Annotated in this window: 18 protein-coding genes; all 18 read left to right on the top strand. The window is 42.0% G+C overall.

Annotated features, from left to right (window positions below; all coding sequences use genetic code 11):
- Nucleotides 1–107: 107 nt before the first annotated feature.
- On the top strand, nt 108–860 hold the full coding sequence (locus tag DFP94_RS08630; protein WP_114496064.1) for a hypothetical protein: 753 nt from the start codon (nt 108–110) through the stop codon (nt 858–860).
- A gap of 254 nt (nt 861–1,114) precedes the next feature.
- Entirely contained in the window at nt 1,115–2,185 is a 1,071-nt protein-coding gene (locus tag DFP94_RS08625) for an undecaprenyldiphospho-muramoylpentapeptide beta-N-acetylglucosaminyltransferase (protein WP_114496063.1), read from the top strand.
- A 217-nt stretch (nt 2,186–2,402) separates the two neighbouring features.
- A complete protein-coding gene (locus DFP94_RS25460; RefSeq protein WP_181873093.1) occupies nt 2,403–2,858 on the top strand; it encodes a P-loop NTPase family protein in 456 nt (151 codons plus the stop codon).
- Entirely contained in the window at nt 2,783–2,998 is a 216-nt protein-coding gene (locus DFP94_RS26480; protein ID WP_114496062.1) for a GNAT family N-acetyltransferase, read from the top strand. The genes DFP94_RS25460 and DFP94_RS26480 overlap by 76 nt, the downstream gene beginning before the upstream one ends.
- A gap of 64 nt (nt 2,999–3,062) precedes the next feature.
- Nucleotides 3,063–3,521 (top strand): 8-oxo-dGTP diphosphatase, encoded by a 459-nt coding sequence (locus DFP94_RS08615; protein ID WP_342768229.1) that lies wholly within the window; start codon nt 3,063–3,065, stop codon nt 3,519–3,521.
- A gap of 571 nt (nt 3,522–4,092) precedes the next feature.
- Nucleotides 4,093–4,527: a GNAT family N-acetyltransferase gene (locus tag DFP94_RS08605; RefSeq protein ID WP_245954627.1), complete on the top strand. Its 435-nt coding sequence runs from the start codon at nt 4,093–4,095 to the stop codon at nt 4,525–4,527.
- Nucleotides 4,528–4,773: 246 nt separating this feature from the next.
- The gene (locus DFP94_RS08600) at nt 4,774–5,112 is read left to right on the top strand and encodes a DUF3024 domain-containing protein (protein WP_114496061.1); all 339 of its coding nucleotides are present in this window, start codon (nt 4,774–4,776) and stop codon (nt 5,110–5,112) included.
- A 377-nt stretch (nt 5,113–5,489) separates the two neighbouring features.
- Complete coding sequence (locus DFP94_RS25950; protein ID WP_342768235.1) at nt 5,490–5,552, top strand: putative holin-like toxin; 63 nt, start codon at nt 5,490–5,492, stop codon at nt 5,550–5,552.
- A 340-nt stretch (nt 5,553–5,892) separates the two neighbouring features.
- Nucleotides 5,893–6,498, top strand: a complete 606-nt coding sequence (locus DFP94_RS25945) for a uracil-DNA glycosylase family protein (RefSeq protein ID WP_245954625.1) — start codon at nt 5,893–5,895, stop codon at nt 6,496–6,498.
- Nucleotides 6,499–6,754: 256 nt separating this feature from the next.
- Nucleotides 6,755–7,237, top strand: coding sequence for a DUF6933 domain-containing protein (locus tag DFP94_RS08585; protein WP_114496060.1), 483 nt, complete (start codon nt 6,755–6,757; stop codon nt 7,235–7,237).
- 201 nt (nt 7,238–7,438) lie between these two features.
- Entirely contained in the window at nt 7,439–7,888 is a 450-nt protein-coding gene (locus DFP94_RS08580) for an Imm6 family immunity protein (RefSeq protein ID WP_114496059.1), read from the top strand.
- Nucleotides 7,889–8,054: 166 nt separating this feature from the next.
- Nucleotides 8,055–8,759 carry a response regulator transcription factor gene (locus DFP94_RS08575; RefSeq protein ID WP_114496058.1) on the top strand — a complete coding sequence of 235 codons (705 nt, stop codon included), beginning with the start codon at nt 8,055–8,057 and terminating at the stop codon, nt 8,757–8,759.
- Nucleotides 8,756–9,763 carry a sensor histidine kinase gene (locus tag DFP94_RS08570; RefSeq protein ID WP_114496057.1) on the top strand — a complete coding sequence of 336 codons (1,008 nt, stop codon included), beginning with the start codon at nt 8,756–8,758 and terminating at the stop codon, nt 9,761–9,763. Before DFP94_RS08575 ends, DFP94_RS08570 begins: the two co-directional genes overlap by 4 nt.
- Nucleotides 9,764–10,128: 365 nt before the next feature.
- On the top strand, nt 10,129–10,701 hold the full coding sequence (locus DFP94_RS08565) for a TetR/AcrR family transcriptional regulator (protein ID WP_114496056.1): 573 nt from the start codon (nt 10,129–10,131) through the stop codon (nt 10,699–10,701).
- Nucleotides 10,702–10,805: 104 nt separating this feature from the next.
- On the top strand, nt 10,806–11,438 hold the full coding sequence (locus DFP94_RS08560) for an NAD(P)-dependent oxidoreductase (RefSeq protein WP_114496055.1): 633 nt from the start codon (nt 10,806–10,808) through the stop codon (nt 11,436–11,438).
- A 69-nt stretch (nt 11,439–11,507) separates the two neighbouring features.
- Entirely contained in the window at nt 11,508–12,416 is a 909-nt protein-coding gene (locus tag DFP94_RS08555; RefSeq protein ID WP_114496054.1) for an oxidoreductase, read from the top strand.
- A 351-nt stretch (nt 12,417–12,767) separates the two neighbouring features.
- Complete coding sequence (locus DFP94_RS08550; RefSeq protein ID WP_114496053.1) at nt 12,768–13,538, top strand: ABC transporter ATP-binding protein; 771 nt, start codon at nt 12,768–12,770, stop codon at nt 13,536–13,538.
- On the top strand, nt 13,513–15,447 hold the full coding sequence (locus DFP94_RS08545; RefSeq protein WP_114496052.1) for an ABC transporter permease: 1,935 nt from the start codon (nt 13,513–13,515) through the stop codon (nt 15,445–15,447). Before DFP94_RS08550 ends, DFP94_RS08545 begins: the two co-directional genes overlap by 26 nt.
- Nucleotides 15,448–15,500 lie beyond the last annotated feature (53 nt).

The following is a 15,500-nucleotide window of genomic DNA, read 5'->3' as shown; positions in this document are numbered from 1 at the left end:
CTACATCATCTAACCGCATCGCGGCCGCTCCACTTCGTTTCGTTTAAGATGGTGGGACGTCGTGAACGCGGAAACATTATAAGAAATTAAATATGGGGGGAAGAGATTTGAGGGCTACTCAGGATGTACTTAGCATTTGGAAGAAGTTTGACAATTTTCCCATGGAAACAATAACAAAAGCCTGGTATTCCCAATTAACTTCGGATTATAAACAACGAACAGTTGAACAAATGAAATCACATAGGGAGCAGTATGGCACATCAGGAAATTGTTTTGATTTAGCAATTTGGTTAATTGATGAATTCAGACAGGAAAATTTTCATAGTTATGCAATATTAACTCCTGAATCTCACGTTGCTGTGGTTGTTTTAAACGATAAGGGTAACAGGTACTTATGTGATTTAGGTGATCAATGGATTGAACCAATATTAATTGAACAAAATAATGATGATTATACGGAAGAATTTTTAGATAACTTCTTTCCAGGTGCAAAAGTAAAATTAGAATCATCGGAGAATAGCCTTTTTGTGACATATAAAAGGCCGAATGGAAAAGTAAGTAATCAAAGGTATCTCTTAAATCCTTTATCGGATGAGAGATTAATTGCTGAAGGTGAGAAAACTCAACGAACTTTATGGACTCCACTTGTTGAAAGGAGAATTTTTACTGATCGTCAAGTAATCTATTGGGAGTTTGATAACTATATCAGTTTCTTTAGTTCAATAGATGGGAAGCAGATTGAGAGTACACTTCAAACTATGGAAGAATGGGTTGAACGAATCAGTAATGCGAGTGGCATTAATAAGAAGATAGTTAGGGATGCTTTGAAAGTGTATTCGAAGAAGTCCCCCCATAATTAACATGAAATAGCACCTTGTTCACGCATCAGGACGCTGCCCCTGGTCCGGGCCGGAGTTGGAGAGATTTGGACTGGAGCGAACTCAGATACGGGGAAGCGGAATCAGCCAGGCACATCCAACTCCCTAAACGCATCGCGGCCAGCTCCTGGCGAAGTCTTAAGTCTGTGGGACGTCGTGAATACGGGGACGTTAGCTGAATTATTGTACTAACGATTAATAAACACATAAATACATCCCCAGGCGAGGTGATTGTGATGTCAAAGCGAATATTATTTACCGGCGGGGGATCTGCTGGTCATGTCACTGTTAATATAGCTTTGATCCCTAAGTTTATTGATATGGGCTGGGAAGTTAAATACATGGGTTCAACACATGGTATTGAAGCAGAGCTTGTTAAGAAACTTGGTAATGTGGAGTATATAGGTATTTCAGCGGGAAAGTTAAGACGATATCTTGATTGGGAAAACTTAAAGGATCCTTTTCGTGTTATAAATGGAGTTGTTCAAGCCTATCAACATATAAGAAAAATGAAGCCAAGTATAGTGTTTTCAAAAGGCGGTTTTGTTTCGGTCCCTGTAGTTTTAGGGGCATGGTTAAACCGTGTGCCTATTATAATTCATGAATCTGATATCACCCCTGGGTTAGCTAACAAAATTTCTATTCCCTTTGCCTCTAAGATATGTGTAACTTTTCCGGAAACAAAGGAACATATAAAAAATGACAAGGTAATATTTGTTGGAGCAATTATACGAGAAGAGCTTATGTACGGTAGTGCGATTAAGGGACTAAACCTGTGTAATTTTACAAGAAATAAACCGGTTATTCTTTGTATAGGTGGAAGTCTGGGATCACAACGTATTAATGAGATGCTTAGGAGAAATTTACATCATTTAATAAGTGAATTTCAAATTGTTCATATATGTGGTAAAGGACAATTAGATAATTCGTACAATATTTATCGCGAATATAAGCAATTTGAATATGTACATAGTGATTTGGTCGATATTTTAGCTATGACAGACATTGTTATATCACGAGCGGGATCAAATTCAATTTTTGAGTTTTTATCACTAAAAAAGCCGATGTTATTAATACCTCTTTCTAAAGAAGCGAGTCGGGGAGACCAGGTATTAAATGCTCAATCGTTTAAGTCATTAGGCTACTGTGAAATTTTACTTGAAGAAGATATGAAAGATAATGTATTTAAGGAAGCTATTAATAATGTATTTGAGAAAAGACATAAAATTATTGATAGAATGGATAAGAATGGAAGGGATAATGCTATTAACAAAGTAATTGAGCTAATTACAGCTATTTCTTTGTAAGTTTTTCAAAGAAGACAATGATTTCAGCTAATACCGTATTCACGCATCGGGCCTATCGCCCCTCGGTTGTCAGATGTATAATCGTGGAAGAAGCTCTAACAACAAACACACCCCAGCCTAAGATAAGAGCGATCTAAAGGTTGGGTCATTTCGTGAATACAACAACGTTAGATAAAATCGTCGCAGTATTTTATTGAAAGCTATCCTGGAGGAAGAAATGAAAAAAGCGTTAGTCATTGGTTGTCCCGGATCTGGCAAGTCAACTTTTTCTTCAAGACTTGGCAAAGAATCAGACATACCTGTAATTCATTTAGATTCATTTTACTGGAAACCGGGATGGATTAGTTGTAGTAATCAGGAGTTTGATGAAATACTTAGGGATTTATTACTTCAAGAAACTTATATCATGGATGGGAACTATTCAAGAACCATAGATTTTAGAATATCTTTCGCGGACACTGTTTACTTTTTTGATTTTTCACGATATCTATGTCTTTATCGGGTAATAAAAAGGAGAATTTTGAATCATGGTAAAACCAGAGAGTACATGGGGAAGGATTGTTTAGAAAGTATCGATTATAAATTTATTAAGTCCGTATGGAATTTCAGGAAAATGGCTATGGCAAATTACAGCTTCAAGAAGCAATTAATAGAATCACCCAAAACAATGTGAAAATAATAGTAATAACCACGAATAATGATCTAATCCCTGCTCAGCGGATGTATGAAAGTGTTGGATTTACAATATGTCAGAGAAGGAAGAAACAACATGTTGAACATATAGATTATGTATATATTTTCTATAGTCAATAAAGATAAAAAGTATTATACGAAGTTTACTTGATTCAACGAAAACAGGGATTGAGGAGGATTCAATTTGGAAGAAACCATTAAAATGTATACGATTTGCTTGATCGTAAACGGCCAAAAAATATTACTTCTTAATAGACAACACGATTCTTTTAAAGGATATATTGCTCCAGGCGGGAGGATTGAATTCCCGGAGAGTCCAATTCAATGTGCAATTCGAGAAGTTAAAGAAGAGACAGGACTAACCGTGAAGAATTTAATATTTAAAGGACTTGCTGAATACATGAATCCTACTAATGAAAGATATATGGTTTTTAATTATGTTACATATGACTTTGATGGGACTCTGATAGAAGATTGCAGGGAAGGGAAGGCGGAATGGATATTAATTGATGAAATCGACAACATTGAAATGCAAGATAACTTTAGAAGAAGAATACCTTTGCTTTTTGAAGAAGGGACATTTGAAACCCATATGATTAGATTTGAAGAAGGAATGGCACAAGAACATATTATAAAGACATGATGCGTGCATTCATAGAAGTCAGCTACCTTCGAATGAACAGAGAACTAAAATGGGAAGAGAGGTATAGGTATAAATTATAAATCTATTCTATTAGATCAACTGAACGCTTGTTATAACGATAAGAGTTGGTTTATTCTTAAATGCAACACAAGCTGCTTTGGAGACTGAAAGAAAACCATCCATTTGGTCGATTGTGAATCATCTTATTTTCTGGAAAGAGAAATGGCTTGAAAGATATAACACTGAACAATTTGAATTGAATATTCCAATAAACAATGATGATACGTTTTATGTAAATCCGCATTCCATAAATGATCTTGAGTGGAAGAAGACTTTACTGAGACTTGAAATCGTCCTTTCTAGTTGGAATAGGGCACGTGAGGAAAGTGCAGATCTAAAACTAGTATCAGAAATCCCCTCTTATTTCAATGCTCCCTGGTGGGGAGTAGTATCAAATCTATGCATTCATAATGCATATCACATTGGACAAATAATGCTACTCAAGAAACTTTTGCCGAGTTAAGCCAGAAATGCAATTAAAGTGTTCCACTATGATCAAGGAGGGGCTTCATTGCCAGATCCTAAATTATTCGTTCGCGTAGCAGTGAAAGAAGATATACCGTCTTTAGTAGAATTGAATTATCAATTTAACGGGGTTCAGCGAAGCGAAGCAGAGGTGGAAACGGATCTATTAAATAAAAGGGAAACTATTGCAGTAGCTGTACTGGAAGAGCAAATTGTCGGATTTGCTTGTGGACAGATCTATAAATCGTTTTGCTATGCGGAGCATCAAGCTGAAATTACGGAAATGTACGTACAAGAATCTGCAAGAAGGAATGGCTTCGCTGTAATGATGATAGAACTATTAGAAGAAATATTTAAGAATTCGGGAGTAAAGCATATAAAAATTTTGACAGGATTAAAGAATATAAAGGCTATAAAAACATATGAAAAAGCAAGCTATAACCAAGAGGATGAGCAAGTATTAAGCAAGGAGCTGGAATAAATCTTTGGAAGTATTCAAGAGGTTTAACTCCGGATAACACTATAATTCGCGCGGCGGTCCTAACGCCCCTTGGTCTGCAGAGGCATTTCGAGGAAGCGGAATAGCAGACAACCCTGCACTGGCTAAGTCCGTCGGCTCGGGGCTTGTACCCCTTAAGCCGGTGAGGGTTCGTGAATACAAGAAAGTTAACTGAATCATTGCAATTTATAAGTCACATTAAAATCTATTACATTGGAGCGAATTAAAATGGCTGCACTCGATACTTTTACAAAAAAGAAACTTGAAAAGATATTAGATAGTTATATCGATGCAAAAATTCCTAAGCATCTCGAGGATGAATATAAGATCATTTATAAGTTCAGAGGCAACACAGTTACCCTCTCACAAGATCGTCCATCATACATGCCTGGACAACGAGTTGAATTGCCAATTGCTCAGTTTCGTTTTGAAGAAAATAAGTGGAAGATCTATTGGAAAGATAGTAAAGATCGGTGGCATTTCGTTGAAGATATAAAGCCGAATGCAGATTTTGAAAAACAGTTAATGATGCTTGAAAAGCAAGAATTTAATTATTTTTGGTTGTAGTTCAGGAAGGCAATGACATCAGTTAACATTGTATTTATTCTGCGGGGCATTCGCCCCTTGGTTCGAACGAGGAAATTCGGAGAAGTGGGATCAGGCGAACAACTGCGAGACCAAGTCTCCGACCCGGCGCTGAATCACCTTAAGCCTCTGGAGGTACTTTCCTTATTAATTTAACAGTACAACAACGTAGGTGAAAGGGCTGCTATTATATTAAAACCATATTTCAAATCAAATAAAACAAAGCCAATATAAGAACGCTTGTACGCCGTTGTGAATAAAGGTAAAATATAACTACAATTAAATCTTAGGCGGGCATGGTTTCCCTTCGAGATGAGATGAAGCCATAGAAGTAAAAGATGCAATAACGATTATGTTCCATTTTTGGAACGTTCATTCTTGCTTTATTAACATTCAGTAATAATAACAACAAGAGAAAGTAAAAAACCCACCCCAAGGTTGCAGCCGAAGGTGGGTTTTGTTTCTACGACTTAGAAGGGAATAAACCATCCAAGCCAATTGTATGGGCCAAGTGTTAGCCGTACTTGGTCTAAAAATTGGTGTAAAGACCTATTGATTCGTATTGAAAGTGTATTGAAAGTATATCGAAGAAGTATTCCCATCAGATAACAACGGATCGACGCTGCGGGTTCCGCCCTTAGTTCACGAGAAGTGGATTCAGCGAGCAACCCCATGAGGCTAAGTCTGTCGGATCCATGCAAAGCGACTGTTTTTCTAGAAGCAGAGAAAGCAAAGATTATCTTGGGAGGTAAGATAAAGCAGATGAAAGATTATTTTACATGTGAAACAAGTTGCAAAGATGTAAATCTTGAAGTTCATACATCAATGGCAAGTATACAGAATACGAACGTCAAAGTTTTAATGATTTCAGAAGCTTTACCAAAGGATATAAACGATTATTTCTACACTACTGAGGAAGCGTCATTTTTTAAGTCAACATGTCAAGCATTAGAGGATGCTGGATACCATGTCAATTCAATTAATGAACTCAGTAATTTAGGGATTTATCTAACAACCGCTTTAAAGTGCAGTAAGAAAAATTATCTAGTATCAGCTACAACGATCAAGAATTGCAGTCGAATATTAGAACAAGAAATTGATCCCTTCAAGAATGTAAAGTCCATTATGTGCATGGGAGATTTTGCAATTAAAGCAGTCAACTACATTTATAAGAAAAAATATGGATCGAATGTCATTCCAAGTGGTTCAACATATAAGATCAGAGATCGAGAATATATCCTCAATGGCATCAGATTTTACCCATCTTATACTCAGACTGGCGATAGCTTCAATATCGAGAAGAGCAAACGGATGATGATAGCTGAGGACATTAGAAGTGCTTTTGAATACGCAGGAATTAGACCATGAATTTTTTTTGAAGAAGCCATTAATCTCATCTAACACTGTATACACGCGGCGGAAACAAGTTAATAACTGTGCAATATTTGCAGATATATATTACCAAGGCTCAAATTCGCCAATTATTTTATACTTTCACCGATAACCGCATTGCGGCTGGCTGCTGGCGCAGCCTTAAGTCGGCGGGACGTCGCCTCTCGGGTTTGTAGGTAGATACATGAACGTAATTTGAAACCAGTGAGAATTTATATAGGGAGCGGATTAGATGCTAGCGCTTAGATTTACTCAAAAACTTATAAAAGATATGAAGGTAGCTACGGATGAATTAGGCGAGGTTAATTCGTTATTTAGTTGGCATGTTAATATATTGCAATTAAGAAGAAAATATATAATCTTTGTAAATGATTCGTCTCGGTTATGTTTAATCATCGGAGGTATTAGGAGTTTTCAAGTAGACAAACTTCAGAATAATTTTAAGAAAGAACTTAAAGAGTATCTGATGTTAGAAGGTTTAAGAAGAAGTTTAATTGATCAATATTTCTTGGAAGCAGGGGAAATAAGCATAGGAAAAACTAATGATAAGAGTGTTCTGGGAACAATGAAGGAAATGTCACTTTATTGTAGTGATGCGGTATTTGATCATACTTTCGATCTTAGTGCTTGGCTGAACAAGTTCATTTATAAACCAATAGATTATAAAGAACCAATTCAAGTATTCAAGAATGAATTAGAAAGGAAATACCAATAACAGTTGAGCGACTCAAGATAGGCACTGGCATCCCATAACACCGTATTCACGCATCAGGGCTATCGCCCTTTACTAAAATATGAGCTATCTAAGGCTGGGGTGTTTTCGTGAATATAAAATGATACCCGTAACTGCTGGCTGAAGAACAATATGGACAGAGATTGGAAGCATATCCTATCTATTTAGAAAAGGAAATAAAAAATGAATCTGACAGGACAATATAACGAGTTATTAACTCATGCCGAATTTCTATTAAAGGCTTATCAGGAGAAAGTGAAGGACAATAAGTGTTATCAAGAGGGACAACTAATAATAGAAAAATGTAAAGAATGGATAACGAATAAAGAGATAACCGCTGATGATATATACGAAACTGTTGATTCCGAGGATGGATACGATATCGTAGAATTTAGTTATATGGAAGGAATAACCGAAGAAGAATCATCTATGTGGGTTTTATTTACCGATATTGTTTGTGTACTATGTAGTTTGGCATATCAAATGGAATCTCAAAAATATGTACCGCAGGTCATTGAATGCATTAAATTTGAAAAGATTGAGGATTTTGTTATATTCCTTAATAGAAATATGAAGGTACATGAAAACATAAAGGAGTGCGCGGAGTATTTTGCTGAAAATGTATGTTATTGAAATGTATGTTATTGAAATGTAATACAAATGAAGAGATTAATGAACTAGTTCTTGACTGAATGGTTTATTAAAGATATAAATACGATCGACTCGGTTTCCCTGCCTGTCTCTTTTCGGTATAGTGAATAAGACAGAGGTGCTTCGCGGGAAAGGAGATGGCTCTAAGATGTATAAGATCCTCATTGTGGAGGATGACATAAAAATCGCGGACAAGCTGCGCTCGTCCATGATGAAATATGATTTCGACGTACGGCTTGTCGAGGATTTCAGCCAGGTGCTGGATACGTTTCTGGAAACGAAGCCTGATTTGGTATTGCTGGACGTGAATCTTCCGAAGTTTGACGGATTCTACTGGTGCCGGCAAATCCGGGCGAAGTCGCTCTGCCCGATTATTTTTATCTCCGCGCGCGATGGTCAGATGGATCAGGTCTTGGCCTTGGAGAACGGAGCGGATGATTATATTACGAAGCCGTTTGACATGGAGATTGTGATGGCCAAAATCCGCAGCCAGCTCCGCCGCGCCGTGGGCGCATACGCATTCGGGCAAGAGCAGGAGCGGAGAATCGAGTATGCGGGGATTGTGCTGTATCCGGAGCGCTATATAGTGTCTTGCGAAGGGAGAACGACTGATTTTACGCAAAAAGAGGCCGAGCTGCTGGCGATGCTGATGGAAAAGGGCGGCCGGGTCGTCAGCCGGGAACGTTTGCTGGACATGATGTGGGAGGATCAGCATTTTATCGACGACAATACGCTGAACGTCTATATTACGAGGGTACGCCGGAAGCTGAGAAAGCTGGGAGTTGAAGCCCACATCGAGACGGTCCGTGGCGCCGGCTACCGGATTGTTGCGGAAGAGGAGCCTCCGGCATGAAGCTATTCTGGAAAGAGCAGTTGCCGCTTATTTTGTTTTTTACCGTTCAAATGCTGCTTGTTCCTTTCATTTACGGGTTAACGGGTGAGGGACGCCCGTTGCGGATTATCCTGTACGGGATTTTGTTGAGCGTTTCGGTGCTGGCGGTCTATCTCGGATATCGGTATTTCACGCACAGGGCGATGTATAAATCGCTTTCAGCGGAAGAGCCTCCGGGAGAATTGTTCAATCCGCCGCTGGGAGAGGCTGCGTTGCCCGAAGCTTTACACGAGCGGTTAGCCCAATTCGAGCGGCAGTACCGCGAACAGCTTCACCGGCATCAAAGCCGGACCGAGCAGCACCTGACCTTCATGAACCGTTGGGTCCATCAGATGAAAACGCCGCTTTCCGTCATCCAGCTGACGCTCGCCGATGTGGAGGATGAGCCGGCCGAGAGCATCCGCGAAGAGCTTGAACGGATCCGAAAAGGATTGGATATGGTTCTCCATACCGCCCGTCTGGAGCATTTCGAACAGGATTTTGCGGTCGAAGCCGTCGGACTGCTCGGGGCGGCAAGGGAAGCCGTCGTGGAAAACCGCACGCTGTTCATCCGCAAGGGAATCACGCCAAAATTCGATATCGGCGATGAGGTCCGCGTCTTTACGGATGCCAAATGGTTTCGCTTCATGCTGGGCCAGATTTTAACCAATGCGGTGAATTATTCTGGCGGTCCCGGTAAAACGGTGGTCTTGACCGCGGAAGACATCGGAGAGCACATCAAGCTTCGTATTCGCGACGAGGGCATCGGGATTGCCCAAGAGGACATCAACCGCGTGTTTCATCCGTATTTCACGGGAGAGCGGGGAAGGCAGTACCACGAATCGACCGGCATGGGGCTCTATCTCGTGCGGGAAATCGCAGGGAAGTTAGACCATGATATAGAGCTGGAGTCCATGCCGGGTGAAGGAACGACGATCAGCTTAACTCTGAGCAAAGTGCATAATATCAATGAAGGCACATCCTGAGGAGGAGGTGTCTTTTTTGCTCTGAAAATAACGGCAAAAGAGGACTTTATTGAGCCGAAAAAACAAAGGTGCATAAAATAGGGGCATTTTTAGCCGTTATTATTGTTGCATAGCGAGGGAAAAAGACATCTTTTTTCGGGATTGTCTCCATATAAAGACCCAAAACGTCGCTATTGTTTGGTGAAAATAAAGTATTAGACTGACGGGGCATCATTAAGCTATAGGCAGGATACTTTAAGATCATGCGAGGTGAACCGTATCACAAGTAGAGCGAATTTTTAGGCTGAGATTCTTTCCCGGGGCGTCAACCAATCAAGCAATACCTTAATGTTGACAATAAATAAACGATCGTTTATTATTGATTCATGAGATATAGAGATGATAACAAAGTCGAAGCAATATTCGACGCGACCGTACAGCTAATTAATGAGATCGGTTTCTCTGACACGTCGATATCAAAAATTGCCAAAAGAGCGAGTGTATCGGCAGCGACGATTTATATTTACCATGAGAACAAGGAGGATCTGCTCTACAAGACCTACTTGAAGATTAAAGGCAAGATGAGCGAGAAGATGTTTCAGGGAGTGGATCATACCCGAACAGTTTACGAACGATTTGAGGCTATCATCCGCAACTATGTTGATTTTATTCAATCCTCCAAAGATTATTTTTTGTTTCTGGAGCAAATCATGAATTCACCTTTGCCCCAGAAATGGTGCCTAGAGGATACGGCAAGCCAGTTTCAACCGATCTTCGAGATGTTTGACGCCGGCATCCGACAGGAGATATTCAAGAAGGAGGATATTAACATTCTAGTTGTTTACTCCATCTTGCCAATAGCCGAATTGTTGAAAGCACATTTGAAGAACGGGACCATGTTGAATAGTAAACAATTAGATTCTGCCATCAAGATGAGTTGGGACGCTATTAAGGCATAGCAAAGTATTTTAAGCGATGCGTAGCATCGCTGTTCTTTCCATCAATAATAAATGAATATTCACTTAATATTGGTGAGATATAGATAAACGAGAGGTAAAGAACAATGAAGTTTACCATCTTTGGAGCTAGCGGGGGTACGGGCTTACAGCTAATTGACCAAGCGATCATTAAGGGACATACCGTAAAAGCCTCTGTACGTGCCGCAGATCGAATCCCGTTTACCCGGGAGGGATTAACAGTTGTAGAAGGCAATGTATTTAGTGAAGAGGATGTAGGATCGGCTGTTGAGGGGCAAGACGCGGTGTTTGTAGCTTTAGGAGCCACAGCAGGAAGTCCTTCAGATCTATGCTTACGTGGGACTCGTTCAATTGTGAACGCAATGAGAAGGCATAAAGTAAAGAGACTGGTCGTTCTTACGGGCTTTGGCACCAGCAGAGAAAGCAGGAATCAGCTCGGAATTGGGATGAGAATGATTGTAAAACTGGTTTCTTTAATAACGTTCCGAGAGTTTTACGATAAGGAAAGGCAGGATGGTATTGTGCGGAAAAGTGGATTGGACTGGACTATCGTTCAGCCTTCAAGGCTCACCAATGAGCCGGGCAAAGGACGATATAAGCACGGTGCTTTTACTCCTTCCATGCTTGCTAAAATTTCTCGTGACGACGTGGCTAGATTCATGATCGATTCAGTCGAACATGCTCGTTATATAAAACAATCCTCGTTTATTCACGACTGACTGAAACAGCTTTGCATGTAGTAATGACCCAATTACATTTTAAAATATAACCTTTCGGAGGAATAAATCATGAGACCAAACTGGACGCCTGACGATCTCCCAAACTTAAGAGGAAAAACCGCTATCGTGACGGGAGGCAATGGCGGGGTAGGCTATTATACGGCATTAGAGCTAGCGAAGCACGGTGCCAAAGTGATCATTGGAAGCCGTGATTCTAGGCGCGGCGAAGAAGCAATCATAAAGATGAAACAAACGGTACCGAATATTGATGTAACAGTGGATCCATTAAACTTGGCTGATCTGAAGTCAGTTCGAAGCTTTGCCGACACGATCCACGGGAAAGTGAAAGGAATAGACGTCCTTATAAACAACGCTGGGGTAATGGCAGTTCCCACTCGTGAACTGACGGCCGATGGTTTTGAAATGCACTTCGGAACCAATCATCTTGGACACTTCGCGTTGACAGGTCTGTTATTGCCGTTAATTGAAAAGAACCACGGTCGAATCGTTACAGTTAGCGCGCAGTCAGCTCAAATGGGTGATATAGATTTTTCTGATTTAAAAATGGACAAGAAATACAGACCCATGGCAGGATACAATCGCTCGAAACTTTCAAACATACTGTTTGCCCGAGAATTAAATCGACGTGCGAAGAAGAAAGGTATCACTTCTATAGCAGTACATCCTGGTACAAGTCCTACAGGAATCGGGAGAAACGCACCGAAGGGCACCAAAGCATTCGGACTGCTATTAATGAAAATATTCGGAACTCCTCCTGATCAATCATCTTGGCCATCACTTATTGCGGCGACGGATTCGACAATCACCGGAGATATTTACGTAGGGCTAGGAATGAATCCTCTAAAGGCTAAGAAACCGAAGTTTGTAGATTTCCCCAAAAAGGCATTGGATGTGCAGCTTGCGGAAAAACTTTGGTTACTATCCGAGAAGTTAACCGGAGTACATTATGACTTGTAAAAAACTATCAAAGATGGCTCCTTTTTTCGCCGATAGACCCGTTGAGATGAACCGTATCACATATGCCAGGTCTTTACGCAAACGGGAGACCTTAGTTGAATAAAAACAGTGGCAGTCTAAGACTTTATTTTCTTTGGATAGCTATTTTACGGAGAAAAAGCAAATTCGCAGAAATAGGGGCACAAATGGCTCTTAATTTCAGCAATTAGGCGCTAAGCGAACAAAAAAGCGAACATACCCTTATCGCAAATGTAAGGATCGGTTCACCTAAACCGATGGCAACCCAAAGATGAACTGTCGTAAAGTTAGGGTATAATTTGAACACGGTATAGAAAGGAGTTGCTTCATACTTTGGATATTCTCGAAGTGAAAGCATTAAACAAAGTCTATACGGGCAAAGTCGCAACGCACGCCCTGACCGATATTCATCTGACGATCCGCAAAGGGGAATTTGTCGGCATCATGGGGCCGTCGGGGAGCGGGAAGACCACCTTGCTGAACATGGTATCGACCATCGATCGTCCCAGTTCGGGCGAAGTCAGAATCGGAGGACATAATCCGTATAACATGAAAAAAAGGGAGCTCGCCCATTTTCGCCGCAAACAGCTCGGCTTCGTCTTTCAGGATTTCAATCTGCTCGATACGCTTACCGTCGCCGAGAATATCGTCCTGCCGCTCACGCTGGACAGACGCCCGTTAAAAGAAGTGGATGGCCTGCTTAAGCAAACGGCCTCCAAGCTTGGCATCGGCGACATTTTGAACAAGCGCATTTACGAAATTTCGGGAGGCCAGCGGCAGCGAACAGCGATTGCCCGGGCCATTATCGGATCGCCCCTGCTGCTGTTGGCGGACGAGCCGACCGGCGCGCTGGATTCCCAATCCTCGCGGGCGGTCATGGAGTCGCTGGCCGAGATCAACGAGAAGGACGGAGCGACGTTGATGCTGGTCACGCATGACCCGGTGGCCGCCAGTTACTGCAACCGCATCGTTTTTATCAAGGACGGAAAATTGGCGGCTGAAATTCACCGCGGCGAGAACCGTCAGGCTTTTTTTCAAAAAATCATCGATATGCTTTCGTTCTGGGGAGGGAATACGAGTGAACTTTCCTCAATTCGCGTTTAACAACGTCCGCCGCAATGCGCGAGCTTATGTCGCCTATTTGCTGAGCAGCTCGTTTATGGTCATGATTTTTTTCACGTATGCCGTGTTTGTTTACCACCCGAAGATCGCGAACTCCGAAATGGGTAGCATGACCCGGATTGGCATGAGTATCGCGACCGCCATCGTCTATGTATTCGCCTTCTTTTTCGTGATGTATTCCATCAGCGTGTTTCTGAAATCGCGCAACCGCGAATTTGGCATCCTGACGATCCTGGGTGCGGAATCCCGCCAAATCAACCTGTTGATCTTCCTTGAAAATATACTAATCGGCGCCGTGGCTATCTTAACGGGAATCGCGGCCGGCCTGATGTTGTCCAAAGTGTTTTTGCTCGTCAGCACTAGGATGATCGATATGGATGACTTGCCCTTTTACTGGCCCGCAAAAGCGATTCTGCTGACCGCCGGCGCGTTTATACTGCTGTTTCTGTTTATTTCCATGTTTACATTGATGTTTATTCGTAAACGTCAAGTTCTGGATTTGCTCACGGGAAGCAGCAAGCCGAAGAAAGAACCGAAAGCGAACGTTTTTACTTTCCTGCTCGGCATCGCCCTACTCTCGACCGGGTATTGGGCGCTTCACGGGAAGAAACTCGATGAGATCGGACTTATGATTGCGGCCGTCACCGGGATTGCCGGAACGTATTTTTTCTACTCCCAGTTATCCGTCTGGGTTGTAAAAAAGCTGCAGCGCAGCCGCAGTGCCGCCTGGAAAGGCACGAATCTGCTGTGGATCTCCGAGATGAGCTATAAATTGAAGGATAACGCGCGCATGCTTTTTCTTGTGACTGTCGTCGTCGCTTTGGCATGTATGAGCACCGGATTTGTTTTGGCTTCCCAGCAGTCGATCAGGGATTCCTATATGAGCAACCCGTTCAATTTTAGGTACACGACTTACAGTGACGGGGATAAAACGAAGGCCGGGGACGATCTGGCCTACATCGAGCAATCCCTCCGTACGGAAGGCATGAAATATCGCGTGGCGAAAGCGGATTTGATCTCAGACAACAGCTACGCGGCGGGGAAAGAGGAGACCATGCTGATTTCGCAAAGTCAGTTTAACCGCTTGGCATCGGTCATGAATATCGACCCGGTGGATCAACTCGGCGAAACCGAATCGGTTATGATACAATCTCCGGAAACGGAACGCAAGTATCCCCCTCAAGGGAATACCCTGAATGTACGGATAGCGGAATCGACGTATCCGTTCCAGTTTGTTTCCCGTACGGACAGAGCCGCTTCGTTATCCTATAGGGGGAAGCTTCTGGTTGTCCAGGACGAGGTGTTTGAGAGATTGGAGCAGGAACATCAGGCCGGGGGAGGTTACGTTCAAAATAACACCGTCTTTATGGTTCCCGATTCCGGCAAGCTTCCAGGCAAGGAGGATGCCGAAACGAAACTGGGCGTTGAGTTGACCGAGTGGAGCCGAAGCGGAGATCATGGAGGTTTACTGCAATCCCGGGCGGAAAATTACTATACCTTTAAACAAACCTTCTCGCTTTTTAGTTTTATCGGTGTATTTATCGCGCTGATATTCTCGGTTTCCTCCGCTAGCTTTCTCTATTTTAAATTGCATACGGAGCTGACCGCCGACGCGGTGATGTATCGCTCCTTGTCGAAAATCGGGCTCAGCAGCCGGGAGATGAACGTTTCGGCGACCATTCAGATTGCCGTTTTGTTTTTTATCCCGATCGCGGTAGCAACGCTTCAGTCGTTGGTGGTACTCGGGCCGGTCATGGAGATGATGAATTCGATGAGTCCCGTTTATGTTCCTGTGTTGACCGCATCGGCGGCCTTTCTCGCCGTCCAGGCGGTGTATTTTCTGATTGTCAGGGCCCGCTACATCAAAGCGGTCAATAAAACGATGGTGTAAATGCAACACGAAGATTTCTTTTCACTAGTCATTCATGCAACTTAACATACGGT

The organism is Fontibacillus phaseoli (assembly GCF_003337355.1).
In the GTDB taxonomy this organism is placed as follows: Bacteria; Bacillota; Bacilli; order Paenibacillales; family Paenibacillaceae; genus Fontibacillus; species Fontibacillus phaseoli.
This window is presented reverse-complemented; position numbering and strand designations above follow the sequence as displayed.